Genomic DNA, 16,322 nt, shown 5'->3' on the forward strand with positions numbered 1-16,322 from the left:
GGGGCACGCGCCCTTTCGTCGTTCAGGGTGTGCGCGCCCGGCTCACCGGCCCGAGTCAGAACCGGCCGCCGCCCCGCCGCACGGTCGCCGGGCGATCGGCCGGTCACCATGCACTCGGCTGACCGCGGCCCGGTCGGCTCCGGTGGGCCGTCGTGCGAGGGCGCGTGGCGCGGGAGTCAGATGCCGCTGGCCGTCTGGGGCTGCATGAGGCGGCGGGCGGCCTCGGTGATCGAGCCGGACAGCGACGGGTAGACCGCGAACGTGTGAGCCAGCTGGTCGACCGTCAGCCGCTGCTGGACGGCCACCGACACCGCCAGGATCAGCTCCGACGCCCGCGGCGCCACCACGACCCCGCCCAGCACGATCCCGGTGTGCGGCCGGCAGAACAGCTTGACGAAACCGTCGTTGAAGCCCTGCATCTTGGCCCGCGCGTTCGTGGCGAGCGGCAGCTTGACGACGTTGGCCTCGATCTCGCCGGCCTCGATGGCCCGCTGGGCGACGCCCACCGCCGCGATCTCGGGGTCGGTGAAGATGTTGGAGGCGACCGTGGCCAGGCGCAGCGGCTGCACGGCCTCCCCGAGCGCGTGCCAGACCGCGATGCGCCCCTGCATGGCGGCGACCGAGGCGAGCATGAGCACGCCCGTGCAGTCGCCGGCGGCGTAGACGCCCGGCGCGGACGTGCGCGAGACCTTGTCGACCTTGATGAAGCCGCCCCGGTCGAGCTGGACCCCGGCCTCCTCCAGCCCGATGCCGGACGTGTTGGGCATCATGCCGACCGTCATCAGCGCGTGGGACCCCTCGGCCGTGCGCCCGTCCTCCAGGGTCACCACGACCCCGTCGGCGGTGCGCTTGACGGAGGACGCGCGCGAGCGGCCCATGACGTTCATGCCGCGCCGCCGGTAGACCTCTTCGAGCACCTCGGCGCCGTCGGCGTCTTCGTTGGGCATCATCCGGTCGCGGCTGGAGACCAGCGTGACCTCGGCCCCGAGGGAGCGGTAGGCCCCGGCGAACTCCGCCCCCGTCACGCCCGATCCGATCACGATCAGGTGCTCGGGCAGCTCCTCCAGGTCGTAGAGCTGACGCCAGGTGAGGATGCGCTCGCCGTCGGGCTCGGCCCCGGGCAACACGCGCGGCGTCGCGCCGGTGGCCACGAGCACGACGTCGGCCCGGATCGTCCGGTCTCCCGCCCGCACGACCTGCGGATCCACCAGCCGGCCGCGAGCCTTGATGATCTCGACGCCCTCGGCCTCGACCCGGGTGGCGATGTCGGCCGACTGGGCCTGCGCCAGCTCTTTCACCCGCTTGTTGACCATCGGCAGGTCGACCCCGACCGTGCCGGCGTCGCCGTCGGGCCCGCCGTCGAACGACAGGCCGAGCGACGGGGCGTCGAGCAGCGCCTGCTTGCGCACGGAGGTCGCGATCAGCGTCTTGGAGGGCACGCAGTCGGTCAGCACGCACGCGCCGCCCGGCCCGTCCTGCTCGACCATGGTGACCTGCGCGCCTAGCTGGGCCGCCACCAGCGCCGCCTCGTAGCCGCCTGGTCCGCCACCGATGATCACGATCCTCGTCACGTGTCCTATTCTCCCGCATGCCTCGTGGTGACCACGAACGGGGCGCGCTCTCACGCGCTACTCTTGGCTGCTGTGCCTGTGTACGCCGCCTACGGCAGCAATCTCGACCCCGAGCAGATGGCCATGCGCGCCCCGCACTCCCCGATCCGGGGTGTCGGCTGGCTGACCGGCTGGCGCCTGACGTTCGGCGGCTACGACCCGGCCTGGGGCGGCGCGTTGGCCACGATCGTGGAGGATCCTGACGAGCACGTGTTCGTCGTGCTCTACGACGTGCCGGAGTGGGAGGAGACCTCGCTCGACCAGTGGGAGGGCGCGGTCCGCGGCGCCTACCACAAGGTCCGCCTGCGGGTGCAGACCCTCGACGGCGATGTCCTGGCCTGGTTCTACGTGCTCGACGGCTACGAGGGCGGTCTGCCGTCGGCCCGCTACCTCGGCAGCCTGGCCGAGGCGGCCGAGCGGGCGGGCGCCCCCGACGACTACGTCAAGGAGCTGCGGGAGCGCCCCTGCACCTCATACGGCGGCTAGCTCAGCGGCTGGTCCTTGGTCTCCTTGAGCACGAAGACGTAGACCAGGGTGGAGATCAGTGCCAGCGCCGACACGTACCACGGGAACAACCCGGGGCTTCCCGCCTCCCTGAACGCGGTGCCGATCAGCGGGGCGGTGCCGCCGAAGAGCGCCACGGTCAGCGAGTACGGGAACCCGATCCCGGCCGCCCGCACCCGCGTGGGGAAGAGCTCGGCGTTCACCGCGGCGGAGATCGAGGTGAAGCAGCCGAGGAAGATCATGCCGATCAGCTGCACGACCAGCAGGCTGCCGTACGCGTCGCTGAGCAGCCCGAGCAGCGGCACCGGCAGGATCAGGAACCCGAGGCCGAACGCGATCATCATCGGCCTGCGCCCGACCCGGTCCGACAGCATGCCCAGCAGCGGCTGCAGGATCATGAAGAACACCAGCGAGATCGTGCCGATCTGGAGCGAGTCCGCCTCGTCGAAGTTCACGGTGATCTGCGCGTACGTGGGCAGGAAGGTGGTCCAGGTGTAGTACGCGACGGTGCCGGCGATCGTGATGCCGACGATGGTGAGGGCGGACTTCGGGTGGTGCTTGAGGAACTCGAACATCTTGGGCCGCTTGGCCTCGCCCCGCTTGATCTCCTCTGCCACGGCCGAGGTCTCGTCGGCGGTCTTGCGGATCCACAGGCCCACGAGGCTGAGCACGGCGCCCACGATGAACGGGATGCGCCAGCCGTAGGACTCCATGTCGGCCTTGACCAGGACGGTGGCCAGGAGCGCGGCCAGCCCGGAGGCCAGCAGCTGGCCGATGGTGGTGCTGACGTACTGGAAGCTCGAGAACAGGCCGCGCCGGCCCGGCGGGGCCGACTCCACCAGGAACGTGGTGGCGGCGGCGAACTCACCGCCCACGGACAAGCCCTGGGTCAGCCTGGCGAGGGTGAGGATGATCGGCGCCAGTAGGCCGACCGCCGCGTAAGTGGGGGTCAGCCCGACCAGCAGTGACCCCGCGCCCATCAGCACGATCGTGAACGTCATCGCGGCCTTGCGGCCGTACCGGTCGGCGAACGCGCCGACGAGCAGGCCGCCCAGCGGGCGCATGAAGAAGCCGACCGCGAAGACCGCGAACGAGCTCAGCAGCGGCACCAGGCTGTTGTCGCTGGTCTCGGGGAAGATCTGCTTGGCGAAGAAGGGCGCGAGAAACGTGTAGGCATACCAGTCGTACCACTCGACCACGTTGCCGATGCTGGCCGCCATGAGCTGGCGGACGCGGCTCTTGGGGATGCCGACGGGGGAGTGCGCGGTGGGGGAGGTCGCCACGGGGGCTCCTTTGCTGCAAGGTGCGGTATGGCCTACTGTGCTATTGGATGACCGAAACAGTCAAATATCAGGCCGCCTATTTACATTCCCGACACGGAAGCGCTTGCAGGTGGATGTTCTCGACCGGCGCCTGGTCGCCGCGCTCCAAGTCAGCCCGCGCGCCTCATGGGGCGAGATCGGCCGGGCCGTGGGCGAGCACGAACGCACGGTCGCCCGCCGCCTGCAACGGCTGATCGCGGACGGCGTGGTGCGGGTCACGACGATCTACGACGACCTGCGCACCGGACACGGCCGTCCCGCGCACCTGCACGTCCAGGTGCGCCCCGGCACCGTCACCCAGGTCGCCAAGGCGCTGGCCGACCGGCCCGACACGCGCTCGGTGTACGCGCTGACCGGCGTCGCCGACCTCGGCTGCGAGCTGGTCTCGCCGTCCAGGGAGGCGCTGCACCGCATCCTGTCCGCGGAGATCAGCGCGATAGACGGGGTCTTGCAGACGCAGACTCAAGTCGTGCTCCATACCTTCAGGACCGTCGCGGAGTGGCACGCGCCGTACCTCACCGAGCAGGAGGTCGCCGAACTGCGGCCGGCGCCGCCCCCTGAGTGCCTGCCCGACGAGGAGGGGCTGTCACCTCTGGAGCAGGAGATCGCCGAGTTGCTCGCCGCCGACGGCCGGATCGCGTTCACGGCCGTCGCCGAGCGGCTGGACGTCTCCGTGCCGACCGCGCGCCGCCGGGTGACCTCGCTGATCGAGCGGCGGCTGCTGCTGCCCCGGGCGGAGGTGGAGCCCGCGCTGCTCGGCCTGGAGGTGGAGGCCATGCTGTGGCTGAAGGTCCGCCCGTACGGACTGGATCAGGTCGGGCAGCGGCTGGCCGAGCATCCCAACGTGCGTTACTGTGCCGCAACCTCGGGCACCCACTCCCTGATCGTCCAGGTGGTGACGGCTCACGAGGCCGACCTCTACCGTTTCATGACCGGCGTCGTCGGTTCGTTCGACGAGATCACCGACAGCGACCTCACCCTCATCACCCGCGCCTACAAGCGCGGACACCTGCACAAGTCCGGACTGCTCACACTGGAGAAAAAGCCATGACACCTGCCGAGAAGGAAGTCGCCGACCTCTGCGTGGAGCTGATCCGCGTCGACAGCAGCAACTACGGGGACGGCAGCGGTCCCGGCGAGCGGGCCGCGGCGGAGGTCGTCATGGCGAGGCTCGCCGAGGTCGGGATCGAGGCGACGTACGTCGAGAGCGAGCCGGGCCGCGGCAACGTGATCACCCGCGTCGAGGGCACCGACCCGTCCCTGCCCGCCCTGCTCGTCCACGGGCACCTGGACGTGGTGCCGGCCAACGCCGCCGACTGGTCGGTCGACCCGTTCGGCGGCGAGGTGCGCGACGGCTACATCTGGGGCCGCGGCGCCGTGGACATGAAGGACATGGACGCGATGATGCTGGCGGTGCTGCGCCAGCTCAAGCGCGACGGCCGCCGGCCGCGCCGCGACCTCGTGTTCGCCTGGGTGGCCGACGAGGAGGCCGGGGGCGTGTACGGCGCCAAATACCTCACCGCGCACCACCCGGAGCTGTTCGAGGGCGTCACCGAGGCCATCAGCGAGGTCGGCGGCTACTCGCTGGAGGTCGACCCGTCCCTGCGGCTCTACCTCATCGAGACGGCCCAGAAGGGCCTGGCCTGGATGAAGCTGATCGCCGACGGCACCGCCGGGCACGGCTCGATGCTCAACTCCGACAACGCCGTCACCGAGATCGCCAAGGCCGTGGCCAGGATCGGTGATCACGAGTGGCCGCTGACGTACACGCCGACCGTGCGGCAGTTCCTCACGGAGGTCGCCGTCGCCTTCGGCATCCCCTTCGACGAGTCGGACCCGCAGCCGATCCTCGACAGGATCGGGCCCCTGGTGCGCTTCGTGGGCGCGACGCTGCGGCACACGACCAACCCCACCCAGCTCGGGGCCGGCTACAAGTCCAACGTCATCCCGGGGCAGGCCACCGCCGTCGTCGACGGGCGGTTCCTGCCGGGGTTCGAGGAGGAGTTCTTCAAGACCGTCGACTCGCTGATCGGCCCGCGCGTCCGGCGGGAGTTCGTGCACCACGACATCGCGCTGGAGACGTCGTTCGACGGGGCGCTGGTCGAGTCGATGATCGCGGCGTTGAAGGCCGAGGACCCGACGGCGCGGGCGATCCCGTACTGCATGTCCGGCGGCACCGACAACAAGACCTTCTTCGCCGACCTCGGGGTGCGCGGCTTCGGGTTCGTGCCGCTGCGGCTGCCCGGGGACATGGACTTCGCGTCGATGTTCCACGGCGTGGACGAGCGGGTGCCGGTGGACGCGCTGCAGTTCGGCGTGCGTGTGCTGGACAGGCTGCTGCTGAGCTACTGACTCTGCGGCCGGCGCGCAGCCGGACGTCACAGGGCGGCTGGGCGCCGGCGCGAGCGGAGGCGACGGGGCGGCTGGACGTCGGCGAGAGCGGAGGTGACGGGCGCGGGCCGAGCGCAGTCGCAGCCTCCGGCAGGAACATCCCCGCAGCTCCGAGAGCGCGCGGCAGGGCGCGTGTCGACAGGATTCGCGAACCAATCGTCAACCCGTTGACCGTTGACGTTTGTTGGTATGGACAGCAAACTAATTCACGAGTTGGCGCAGCCGTTCGTAAGGAGCTTCCATGCCCTATCGCCCCCCATTGGTCGCGCACGAGTACTTCGTCGCGGACCCGCCCGAGCTCCCGGTTCGCGCGCGAGGCGAGGGTGGTCTGTCGGCGCTCACCGCGGCCGAGCTGGTCGCGGCCGACGGCGCCGAGGTGATGCTGAAGGCGGTCACCACGGCGGAGGAGACGCTGGTCGTCCAGGTGGGCGTGGCCGGTGAGGGCGTGATCCGCGTGCGGTTGTCGGAGGACGCGGCCGCCAGGCCGCGGTCGGAGGGGGCCATCTCCTTGGTGACCGCCGGCACGTATTCAGGGGCCCGTGCCGGGGTCACCCCCGAGGGCCCGATCGTGATCGACGCGGGCTCGCTGCGGGCCGAGATCAGCCTCGCGCCGTGGCACCTTCGTTTCACCGACGCCTCCGGGAACACGCTGGCCGAGCAGGACCGCGGGCACACCGACATCAGCGGCCGGCTGCGCACGCTCCCCTTCGGCCGCTCGACCGCGAACGGCGCCTCCGTCGCCTACCACGACAGCTTCGCCGCCGCCCCCGACGAGGTGTTCGCCGGGTTCGGGGAGTCGTTCGCCCGGCTCGACAAGCGCGGCCAGCGCCCGGTCATGTGGAACTTCGACGCCTTCGGCGCCGAGTCGCAGCGCGCCTACAAGAACGTGCCGCTCTACGTGTCGAGCCGCGGCTACGGCCTGCTGGTCGACAGCGGCGCGCCCACCGAGTTCGACGTGTGCCAGTCCACGCACAGCGTCGTGCAGATCGTCGTGCCGGACGACGTGATGGACTACTACGTGATCGCGGGGCCGACGCCGTCCGAGATCCTGGACCGTTACGACCTGCTGACCTGCCGCCCCTCGCTGCCGCCCAAGTGGGCGTTCGGGACCTGGATCTCGTCCGGCTTCTGCGTGGACAGCCAGGAGCGCGTGCTGGCCAGGGCGCGGACGATCAGGGAGCGCGGCATCCCGTGCGACGTGCTTCACCTGGACACCTACTGGCAGACCGACGGGCACTGGTCGGATTTGCAGTGGGATCCCACGAACTTCCCGCAGCCGGAGCAGATGCTGGACGAGCTGCATGAGATGGGGTTCAAGGTCTGTCTCTGGATGAATCCCTACATCTCCCATCGCAGCCCGGCCTTTGAGGAAGCATCCCGCGCCGGATATTTCCTGAAGAAGGAGGATGGGGAGACCTACGTCGCCGACTGCTGGCACGGGTCGTTCCCCGCCTGCGGGATCGTCGACTTCACCAACCCGGCCGCGACCACCTGGTTCAAGGGTCTGCTCGAGAGCCTGCTGCGACAGGGCGTGGACGCGTTCAAGACCGACTTCGCCGAGGGCGTGCCGGCGGACGCCGTCGCGTACAACGGGATGAGCGGGACCGACCTGCACAACGTCTACACGCTGCTGTTCAACGACGCGGTGGCCGCGGTCACCCGCGAGGTCAACGGGCACGAGCTCGTGTGGGCGCGCTCGTCGTACCTCGGCGGGCAGCGCCACAGCGCCCAGTGGAACGGCGACACCTACACCAGCTACGCCGCCATGGGCAGCACGATCAGGGGTGGGCTCGCGCACGGCCTGTCCGGCGTGCCGTTCTGGAGCCACGACGCGGGCGGCTTCACCGGCCGGCCGACCGACGACCTGTACGTCCGCTGGACCCAGTTCGGCGCCCTGTCCCCGCTGCTGCGGCTGCACGGCACGACCACGCGCGAGCCGTGGGAGTTCCCCGCCGTCGAGGAGCAGGCCGTGCAGGCGCTCAAGCTGCGCTACCGGCTGATGCCGTACCTCTACTCGGCGGCCGTCGAGGCCGCGCGCACCGGCGCGCCGATCATGCGGGCGCTGTGCGTGGACTTCCCCGACGACCCGGTGGCCTGGCAGGCCGATCTGGAATACCTGCTCGGCCGTGACCTGCTGGTCGCGCCCATGATCGCGCCGGAGGGCGTCCGGCAGGTGTACCTGCCGCGTGGCACGTGGGTCGACTACTGGACGGGCGAGGTGCTGGAGGGCTCGCGCTACGTCCGGGTCGCCAAGCCGCTCGACCAGATCCCCCTCTTCGTCCGGCACGGCGCGCTCATCCCGGTCGCCCCGCCGGGCGACACCATCGACGTGCCTGCCGAGATCACCCTCGTCGCCTTCGGGGGCGGCGGCGGAACTACCCGAATCCACGACGAAGACGGCGTGACGGTCGCCGTCGCCACCAGGGACGGCGACGAGCTGCACGTCGCCGTCACCGGCCCGAAGCGCGTCACCGCGGTCGAGATCGTCCCGGTGGCCGGAGCTCCCGCGCGGGCCGTCATCTCGTAACACCCCCTGGAGGGACGATGCTGAAGTTGAGAAGCGCAGCGGTGCTGGCCGCCGCCGCGCTCGCCCTAGCAGCCTGCGGCTCCGGCTCGGAGAGCCCGTCGCCCGCGCAGAGCGGCCAGCCCCGCACGCTGAAGCTCTGGCACTACGAGTCGAAGGACAGCGCCATGGCCAAGGCGTGGGCCGAGGCGATCAAGAAGTTCGAGGCGTCGCACCCGAACGTGACCGTCAAGTTCGAGGAGAAGGGCTTCGAGCAGATCCAGAAGACCGCGAGCATGGTGCTCAACTCCGACGAGGCGCCCGACATCATGGAGTACAACAAGGGCAACGCCACGGCCGGACTGCTGTCCAAGCAGGGTCTGCTGACGAACCTCACCGAGGAGGCCACCAAGCGCGGCTGGGACAAGCTGCTGCCGGGCGGCCTGCAGACGACCGCCAAATACGACGACCGGGGCGTCATGGGCTCCGGCAACTGGTACGGCGTGCCGAACTACGGCGAGTTCGTGATGGTCTATTACAACAAGGACCTGTTCGACAAGCACAAGGTCAAGGTCCCGACCACGTTCGAGGAGTTCACCGCCGGGCTGGACACGTTCGTCAAGGCCGGGGTGACCCCCATCGCGAACGCCGGCGCCGAGTACCCGGCCCAGCAGATCCTCTACCAACTCGCGCTCACCAAGGCGCAGAAGCCGTGGCTGGACGCCTTCCAGTCCTACAAGGGCAAGGTCGACTTCCACGGCCCCGAGTTCACCTACGGCGCGGAGACCTTCGCCGACTGGGTGAAGAAGGGCTACATCGCCAAGAACTCGGCCGGGCTCAAGGCCGAGGACATGGGCGTGGCCTTCATGAACGGCAAGTTCCCCATCATGATCAGCGGTAGCTGGTGGTACGGCCGCGTGGCCTCCACGATCAAGGACTTCCAGTGGGGCCACTTCCTGTTCCCCGGCGCCACCATGTCGCCCGGTTCGAGCGGAAACCTCTGGGTCGTCCCTGAGAACTCCAAGAACAAGGACCTGGCCTACGACTTCATCGACATCACGATGAGCAAGGAGATTCAGAACCTCCTGGGCAACTCTGGCGGCGTGCCCGTGGCCGCCGACCCGACCGCGATCACCGACGCCAAGAGCAAGGAGCTCATCGAGTCCTTCAACAAGCTGACCGCCGCCGACGGCCTGGCCTTCTACCCCGACTGGCCGGCGCCCGGTTACTACGACGTCCTCGTGGCCGGCGTCCAGAACCTCATCAACGGCAGCAAGACGCCCTCCGCGGTGCTGGACGAGATCGCCAAGCCCTACGAGGACAACCTCGCCGACATTGGCAACTAAATGAGAGTACGCACGAGGGGATACTGGCTCTACCTGATCCCCAGCCTGATTCTCTTCCTGGGCGTCATCGTCGTCCCGTTCCTCATGAACGTGGGCGCCAGCTTCACCCGCTGGTCCGGGGTGGGCACGCCCAGGTGGATCGGGTTCGACAACTACGCCCGTCTGCTCAAGGACGAGCGGTTCTGGCAGTCGTTCCAGCACAACGTGGCGCTGATCGTGGCCATGGCCATCGTGCCGACCGCGATCGGCCTCGTGCTGGCGTCCGCGTTGTTCGACTACATCGGCAAGCGGTTCGGGCCGCGCACGGCCTCGGCGCTGCGGGCGATGTACTACCTGCCCCAGATCCTGCCCGTGGCGGTGGCCGGCGTGGTGTGGGGCTGGATGCTGCATCCGTCGTACGGCGCGGTCAACCAGATCTTCGGGCTGGACCTGGACTATCTCGGCGATCCCGACCTGGCGCTGGCCACGGTCATGGCCGTCATGGTCTGGTTCCAGCTCGGCTACCCGGTGGTGATCTTCATGGCGGGGTTGCAGCGCGTGGACCCGGCCTATTACGAGGCGGCCGAGATCGACGGGGCCTCGTGGTGGCGCAAGTTCTGGCACATCACGATCCCGCAGATCCGGCCGGAGATCTTCGTGGTGCTGCTGACGTGCACGATCGCCGCGCTGAAGGTGTTCGGGCCGATCTTCGTGCTGACCCGGGGCGGACCCGGCAACGCGACCATGGTCCCGTCGTACTTCTCGTACCTGAACTTCTTCCAGAAGAGCAACGTCGGGTACGGCGCGGCGATCGCCACGGTGCTGGCGCTGATCATCATCGTGGTGACGTTCCTGTTCCTGCGCGTCCAGGAGCGTGAGCAATGAGGGGGCCGGGACGCTGGGCGGTGCTGTTCGCGCTGGTCGTGCTGGCGGTCGTGATGCTGTTCCCGTTCGCGATCGTGGCGATCAACGCGGTCAAGTCGCCGGCCGAATACAGCTCGCAGGGCCCGCTCAGCCTGCCGGACGGGCTCTACCTCCAGGGGATCATCGACTTCTGGAACCGGGTCGACTTCGGCACCAAGCTCTGGAACAGCTTCGTCATCAGCGCTTCGGTGGCGGTGCTGGCCGTCGTGCTGTCGGTGCTCAACGCGTACGCGCTGGGCATCGGCAGGGTGAAGGGCCGGCTGTCGATCCTCGTGGTGTTCCTGGTGGCCAACACGCTGCCACAGGAGGCGCTGGCCTACCCGCTCTACTACCTGTCCAAGGCCGTCGGGTTGTACGACACCCAGCTGGCCGTGATCATCGTCATGACCGTGATCCAGGCGGCGTTCGGCACGTACCTGCTGAGCGCGGTCCTGGGCCAGTTCCCGAAGGAGATCCTCGAGGCCGCGTCGATCGACGGCGCGGGGCGGTGGCGGTCCCTGTGGCGGATCGTCGTGCCGATCAGCAGACCCACCATCAACGTCCTGCTGATCTTCTTCTTCATCTGGACCTGGAACGAGTTCTTCCTGCCGCTCATCTTCCTGATCTCGAACGACACCCAGACGGTGCCGGTCGCACTCGCCGTCCTGCAGGGCGAGAAGTTCATGGACGCCACCATGTCCAGCGCTTCGGCACTGCTCGGCGTCGTGCCGGCGATCGCCTTCTTCCTGATCTTCCAGCGCACGCTGACCCGAGGAGTGACGGTCGGCGCCATCAAGTGATGGAGAACCCCCGATGCGAAAAATCCCGCTGTTAGCCACCCTTGCCCTGGCGGCCTCTCTGGTGACCGCCCCCGCCCACGCCGCTCAGGACTACCCCTTCCAGAACCCGCGTCTGCCGCTTGAGCAGCGCGTGAACGACCTGCTCGGCCGGCTCACGCTGGACGAGAAACTGAGCCTGCTGCACCAGTCGCAGGCGGCGATCCCCCGCCTCGGCATCGCCTACCACAAGAACGGCACCGAGGCGCTGCACGGCGTCGCCTGGTCCAACCACCTCAACGACGGCTGGAGGCAGAAGTTCGCCAACGGCACGGTGTTCCCGCAGGCCGTGGGCCTGGCCAGTACCTGGGACCCGGAGCTGATCAAGAAGGTCGGCTCCGTGGTCGGCGACGAGGTGCGCGGCTTCAACGACGTCGACCCGATCCTGTGGGGTCTGCAGGTATGGGCGCCCGTGGTGGACCCGCTGCGTGACCCGCGGGCGGGCCGCAACGAGGAAGGCTATTCGGAGGACCCGCTCCTGACCGGCGCCATGGCGACGGCCTACGGCAAGGGCCTGCAGGGCGACGACCCCTTCTACCTGAAGGCCGCGCCCGTGCTGAAGCACTACCTGGGCTACAACAACGAGACCACCCGCAGCCTTTCCTCATCCAACCTGACGCCGAAGCTCAAGCGTGAGTACTACGAGCAGGGCTTCAAGGCGGCGATCTCGGCTGACGCCGCGACCGGCGTCATGGCCTCGTACAACCTGGTCAACGGGCGGCCCGCGCATGTCAACCCGGACCTGAACACCGTGGTCAGGTCGTGGACAAACAAGACGCTCTACAACGTCAGCGACGCGTGGGGCCCGCACGCGCTCACCGACCTGCAGAGGTACTTCGACAACAAGCCCGAGGCGTTCGCCGCCGTGCTGAAGAGCGGGCAGGACAGCTTCACCATCGACGACAGCAACAGCGGGCCGCTGGTCACGAATCTCAAGGCCGCTCTGGAGCAGGGCCGGATCACCGAGGCCGACGTGGACAACGCCGTGCGCCACGCCCTGTCGATCCGGACCCGGCTGGGGCATTTCGATCCTGACGGCGGGCCGTACAAGAAGATCACCAAGGACGTGATCAACAGCGCGGAGCACCAGAAGCTCAACCGCGAGACCGCGGCCAAGGCCGCGGTGCTGCTGAAGAACTCCGGCGTGCTGCCGCTGGCCGAGCCCAAGTCCGCGGCGGTGGTCGGCCCGCTGTCCGACAAGCTCTACCGCGACTGGTACTCCGGCCAGATGCCCTACCAGGTGACGCCGCTCGCCGGCGTCAAGGAGCGCGTCGGTGATGTCGCCACCAGCGAGGGGCTGGAGCGGATCGCGCTCAAGCACCTGGCCTCCGGCAAGTACATCACCGCCACCGGCACGGGCCCGGACGACAACGCCGCGCTCACTGACACCGCGCCGACGGCGGCCTCGCAGTGGGACCTGACCGACTGGACCGGCGGCGTGTCCACGCTGCGCAACGCCGGCAACGGCAAGCTGCTCGGCGGCGACTGGCGCTCGCTCGACACCGACGACGCCGAGCCCGACGGCTGGTACGTGCAGCAGCAGTTCGCGCTGGAGCGCCAGTCCGACGGCACCTACCTCGTCAGGTACGCCGGCTGGGAGAGCGTCGAGGGCTGGTACGGCCTGCCCGACCCGTACGTCACAGTGACCGCCGACGGCGCGCTCGCCCTGGCCCCGAAGGCGCAGGCGGCGAAGTTCGGCAAGGAGGTCGTCTCCGACGGCATCGCCGCGGCCGCCGCGCAGGCCGCCAAGGCGGAGGTCGCGGTCGTGGTGGTGGGCAGCCACCCGTTCGTGGCCGGGCGCGAGTTCCACGACCGCGACAACCTGCAGCTCGGCGACGGGCAGAAGCGGCTCATCGAGGCCGTGAGCAAGGCCAACCCGAAGACCGTCGTGGTCCTGGAGACCAGCTACCCGGTGATCGTGGACGCGCCGAACCTGCTGTGGACCACGCACGCGGGCGCCGAGACCGGTCACGCCGTCGCCGACGTGATCTTCGGCGACGTCAACCCGGGCGGCCGGCTCACCCAGACCTGGCCGGCCACCGACAACCTGCCGAGCATCCTGGACTACGACCTGGCCAAGACCGGGATGACGTACCTGTACGGGAAGAGCAAGCCGCTCTACTCGTTCGGCCACGGGCTGAGCTACACCACGTTCGGCTACCAGGGCCTGCGGGTGCAGGGCGACAAGGTGAGCGTGAAGGTCACCAACACCGGCAGGGTGAAGGGCGACGAGGTGGTCCAGCTCTACACCCACCAGCAGCAGTCCCGCTTCAAGCAGCCGGTCAAGCAGCTGCGCGGCTTCCAGCGGGTCACGCTGAACCCGGGTGAGACCCGTACGGTCACCTTCACCCTGAAGAAGTCGGACCTGGCCGTCTGGGACTACACCCGGGGCAAGTGGATCGTCGAGAACGCCACCCATGACGTGCTCGTCGGCTCCTCCTCCGACCGGATCCGCCAGACCACCACGCTGCGCGTCTCCGGCGAGACCGTCCCGGTCCGCGACCTGGCCAAGACCACCAGGGCGATGGACTTCGACGACTACTCGGGCGTCTTCTTCGCGGACGAGACCAAGGCCGCCGGCGAGGTCGTCGAGGGCTCGGCGGGTGACTGGATCTCCTTCACCAAGGCCTCCTGGGGCTCGCGCCTCACGGCCTCGGTGGCCTCGGTGAACGGCGGCTCGTTCGAGGTGCGCAGCGGCTCGCCGACGGGCACGCTGCTCGGCACCGTCCAGGTGCCCGCCACCGGCGGGATCTACCAGTACGGAACGGCGAGCGCCTCGGTCAAGCCGGGCACGGGCGCCGTGTACCTCGTGTTCAAGGGCGATCTGCGGATCAAGGACTTCGCGCTCGTCCGATGAGCGTTTCGTGGCGGCCATGAGCATGGTCGTGGCCGCCACGAAACCCCCTTGGATAGCTATAGTGTCTAACACTAAGATAGTGATGCTATCCAAGGGGGGTTCTTGATGACTGTGATCGTTCTGCTGGTCGCCACGCTGGTGTTCCGGCTGCTGGGCGTGCTGGGCGTGGGCCGGTTCGCCACCTGGCGGGTCAGCGCCGCCCACGGGCTGGCCGTCATGCTGGTCATGACGGCCAGCGCGCATTTCGTCCCGGCGAGTGTGACCTTCATGCCCAATCACGCCGACCTGGTGGCCATGGTGCCGCCGTTCGTGCCGTTGCCCGCCTTCATGGTCTACCTGACCGGCGTGCTGGAGCTGGCCGGGGCCGTGGGGCTGGTGCTCGAAGGGACCCGCAGGGCCGCCGGGATCTGCCTGGCGCTGCTCTTCGTGGTGCTGCTCCCGGCCAACGTGTACGCCGCGCTCGCCGACATCGCGTTCGCGGGCGAGCCCGCGTCGCCGTTGTGGCAGCGGGTCCCCGAGCAGGTGCTCTACATCGCGGTGGCGCTGTGGGCGGCCACGCGGACGAAGTCCACGGTGAACTCCTTGGGGTAGGCGCCGCCGGGCCGGAACTCGTAGATGTTGAGCATCAGCTGCATCGGATACGGCGGCGACTGGTTCACCGTCCTCACGTGACGGCCGTCCACGAAGAACGAGACGTGGCCGGGTGTCCAGTCGGCGGCGTACACGTGGAACTCGCGGGCGTCGATGGGCAGGGTCTCCACCGTGAAGTCGTCGGTGATGGACGGGTCGCCGAACGGGTGCAGGCCCATGCCGACCTTCGCCTCATCGGGGCCGACGTCGCGGCCGAAGATCTCCGCGACGCAGATCTCGGCGGAGCGCTCCGGCTCGTCCTCGAAGCCGATCAGCCAGAGCGCGACCATGCAGTTCGGGTCGTCGATCGCCTTCGCGCGCATCTCGATCCGGCCGTACTGCGGGGTGCAGAGCCGGAGGGTGGGCTGCTCCTCCCTGACCACCGCGCCGCCGCGCCCGTGCTGCCCGATCCGGCTGCCGACCGGCCCCGAGAAGAGGCCCGTCTGCAGCGACGACACCCGCAGCCCGCCCTCCAGCTCCGGGCACCAGGGCGGCTGGTCCTCCTCGATCAGCAGCGTCAGGTGGCCGTCCCCGAGCCGGTAGCGTGCCGCGGCGGCCTCGCGGGTCGTCCACTGCGGCAGGTAGTACGGCACCCACTTCGTCTCGTCGAGGCGGTCGCCCGCGAAGGTGTCCTCGAATGTCATCGGACGGTCCACCCTCCGTCGACGACCAGCGTGTGGCCCGTGACCAGGGAGGCGGCGGGGGAGACGAGGAACAGCACGGCGCCGGCCACGTCCATGGGCTCGCCGATGCGGTGGAGCGCGGCGATCCGCTCGATCACGTCCGCCTCGAACGCCGGGTCGGACAGCGCCGCGGTCGTGCCCGGCGTGCGGATGAACGTCGGCGCGACGTTGTTGACCGTGATGCCGTGCGGCCCCCACTCGACCGCCAGGCACCGGGTGAGATGGGCGATCGCCGCCTTGGTCGTGCAGTAGACGGACTCGCCGGGCAGGGCGACCTCGCCGGCCTGGGACCCGATGTTCACGATGCGGCCGTGCTTCCGCCGGATCATCGCCCGGCCCACCGCCTGGCTGGCCAGGAACGTGCCCTTGAGGTTGACCGCCAGCGTGCGGTCGAAGTCTTCCTCGGTGACGTCCTCGGCCGGGTTGCCCGGGGCGATGCCGGCGTTGTTGACCAGGATGTCGATCCTGCCGAAATGGTCCAGCGCGTGCTGCACCGCCTGTGTGATCTGCCCGGGGACGGTCATGTCCATCTGCAGCGGCAGTGCCGTCCGGCCCATCCCGGTGATCTCGCCGGCCAGGCCGCCGTCGTCGCCGACGTCCCGCAGGCCGAGCGCGACCTCGGCCCCGGCGTTCGCCAGAGCCAGCGAGATCGCCTGCCCGAGGCCGCGTGCCGCCCCCGTGACCAGAGCGACCTTCCCGTCGACCCGGAACTCGGGAAACTCCATCCTCCACCCCTTAATTCGTTGTACGTCCAAACT

Annotated in this window: 13 protein-coding genes; 9 read left to right on the forward strand and 4 right to left on the reverse strand. The window is 69.2% G+C overall.

The features are described 5' to 3' along the window. Positions 1-176 precede the first annotated feature (176 nt). On the reverse strand, positions 177-1,571 hold the full coding sequence (locus tag ID574_RS23500) for an NAD(P)H-quinone dehydrogenase (RefSeq protein WP_188191107.1): 1,395 nt from the start codon (positions 1,569-1,571) through the stop codon (positions 177-179). A gap of 72 nt (positions 1,572-1,643) precedes the next feature. On the opposite strand from ID574_RS23500, the gene ID574_RS23505 reads away from it, so the two are divergent. Then, a complete protein-coding gene (locus ID574_RS23505; protein WP_188191108.1) occupies positions 1,644-2,096 on the forward strand; it encodes a gamma-glutamylcyclotransferase family protein in 453 nt (150 codons plus the stop codon). On the opposite strand, the gene ID574_RS23510 is transcribed toward ID574_RS23505, so the two are convergent. Further along, positions 2,093-3,397 carry an MFS transporter gene (locus ID574_RS23510; protein WP_223166994.1) on the reverse strand — a complete coding sequence of 435 codons (1,305 nt, stop codon included), beginning with the start codon at positions 3,395-3,397 and terminating at the stop codon, positions 2,093-2,095. The genes ID574_RS23505 and ID574_RS23510 overlap by 4 nt on opposite strands. A gap of 109 nt (positions 3,398-3,506) precedes the next feature. On the opposite strand from ID574_RS23510, the gene ID574_RS23515 reads away from it, so the two are divergent. The 8 genes from ID574_RS23515 (at position 3,507) to ID574_RS23550 (ending at position 14,842) form a co-directional block, all read left to right on the forward strand. Further along, positions 3,507-4,487 (forward strand): Lrp/AsnC family transcriptional regulator, encoded by a 981-nt coding sequence (locus ID574_RS23515; RefSeq protein WP_188191109.1) that lies wholly within the window; start codon positions 3,507-3,509, stop codon positions 4,485-4,487. Further along, positions 4,484-5,788 (forward strand): M20/M25/M40 family metallo-hydrolase, encoded by a 1,305-nt coding sequence (locus ID574_RS23520; RefSeq protein WP_188191110.1) that lies wholly within the window; start codon positions 4,484-4,486, stop codon positions 5,786-5,788. Before ID574_RS23515 ends, ID574_RS23520 begins: the two co-directional genes overlap by 4 nt. 280 nt (positions 5,789-6,068) lie before the next feature. After that, a complete protein-coding gene (locus ID574_RS23525; protein ID WP_188191111.1) occupies positions 6,069-8,354 on the forward strand; it encodes a TIM-barrel domain-containing protein in 2,286 nt (761 codons plus the stop codon). Between the two features lie 17 nt (positions 8,355-8,371). Beyond that, positions 8,372-9,676: an ABC transporter substrate-binding protein gene (locus ID574_RS23530; protein ID WP_188191112.1), complete on the forward strand. Its 1,305-nt coding sequence runs from the start codon at positions 8,372-8,374 to the stop codon at positions 9,674-9,676. Beyond that, on the forward strand, positions 9,677-10,540 hold the full coding sequence (locus tag ID574_RS23535) for a carbohydrate ABC transporter permease (RefSeq protein WP_188191113.1): 864 nt from the start codon (positions 9,677-9,679) through the stop codon (positions 10,538-10,540). Next, positions 10,537-11,358, forward strand: coding sequence for a carbohydrate ABC transporter permease (locus ID574_RS23540; protein WP_188191114.1), 822 nt, complete (start codon positions 10,537-10,539; stop codon positions 11,356-11,358). Before ID574_RS23535 ends, ID574_RS23540 begins: the two co-directional genes overlap by 4 nt. Before the next feature lie 13 nt (positions 11,359-11,371). Continuing rightward, positions 11,372-14,251, forward strand: a complete 2,880-nt coding sequence (locus ID574_RS23545; protein ID WP_188191115.1) for a glycoside hydrolase family 3 protein — start codon at positions 11,372-11,374, stop codon at positions 14,249-14,251. Positions 14,252-14,356: 105 nt separating this feature from the next. Continuing rightward, complete coding sequence (locus ID574_RS23550; protein WP_188191116.1) at positions 14,357-14,842, forward strand: DoxX family protein; 486 nt, start codon at positions 14,357-14,359, stop codon at positions 14,840-14,842. Here ID574_RS23550 and ID574_RS23555 read toward each other — a convergent pair. Together ID574_RS23555 and ID574_RS23560 are read right to left on the reverse strand one after the other, a co-directional pair. After that, positions 14,779-15,525: a glycoside hydrolase family 16 protein gene (locus tag ID574_RS23555; protein ID WP_188191117.1), complete on the reverse strand. Its 747-nt coding sequence runs from the start codon at positions 15,523-15,525 to the stop codon at positions 14,779-14,781. The genes ID574_RS23550 and ID574_RS23555 overlap by 64 nt on opposite strands. Beyond that, positions 15,522-16,289: an SDR family NAD(P)-dependent oxidoreductase gene (locus tag ID574_RS23560; RefSeq protein ID WP_188191118.1), complete on the reverse strand. Its 768-nt coding sequence runs from the start codon at positions 16,287-16,289 to the stop codon at positions 15,522-15,524. Before ID574_RS23560 ends, ID574_RS23555 begins: the two co-directional genes overlap by 4 nt. Between the last annotated feature and the right edge of the window lie 33 nt (positions 16,290-16,322).

It is taken from the genome of Nonomuraea sp. SYSU D8015 (genome assembly GCF_008065375.1).
Taxonomy (GTDB): Bacteria; Actinomycetota; Actinomycetes; order Streptosporangiales; family Streptosporangiaceae; genus Nonomuraea.

Coding starts and splice junctions, on each gene's coding strand:
- ID574_RS23555 (WP_188191117.1), bottom strand. CDS start 15,525: ATGACATTCGAGGACACCTTCGCGGGCGACCGCCTCGACGAGACGAAG.
- ID574_RS23545 (WP_188191115.1), top strand. CDS start 11,372: ATGCGAAAAATCCCGCTGTTAGCCACCCTTGCCCTGGCGGCCTCTCTG.
- ID574_RS23540 (WP_188191114.1), top strand. CDS start 10,537: ATGAGGGGGCCGGGACGCTGGGCGGTGCTGTTCGCGCTGGTCGTGCTG.
- ID574_RS23520 (WP_188191110.1), top strand. CDS start 4,484: ATGACACCTGCCGAGAAGGAAGTCGCCGACCTCTGCGTGGAGCTGATC.
- ID574_RS23535 (WP_188191113.1), top strand. CDS start 9,677: ATGAGAGTACGCACGAGGGGATACTGGCTCTACCTGATCCCCAGCCTG.
- ID574_RS23550 (WP_188191116.1), top strand. CDS start 14,357: ATGACTGTGATCGTTCTGCTGGTCGCCACGCTGGTGTTCCGGCTGCTG.
- ID574_RS23560 (WP_188191118.1), bottom strand. CDS start 16,289: ATGGAGTTTCCCGAGTTCCGGGTCGACGGGAAGGTCGCTCTGGTCACG.
- ID574_RS23530 (WP_188191112.1), top strand. CDS start 8,372: ATGCTGAAGTTGAGAAGCGCAGCGGTGCTGGCCGCCGCCGCGCTCGCC.
- ID574_RS23525 (WP_188191111.1), top strand. CDS start 6,069: ATGCCCTATCGCCCCCCATTGGTCGCGCACGAGTACTTCGTCGCGGAC.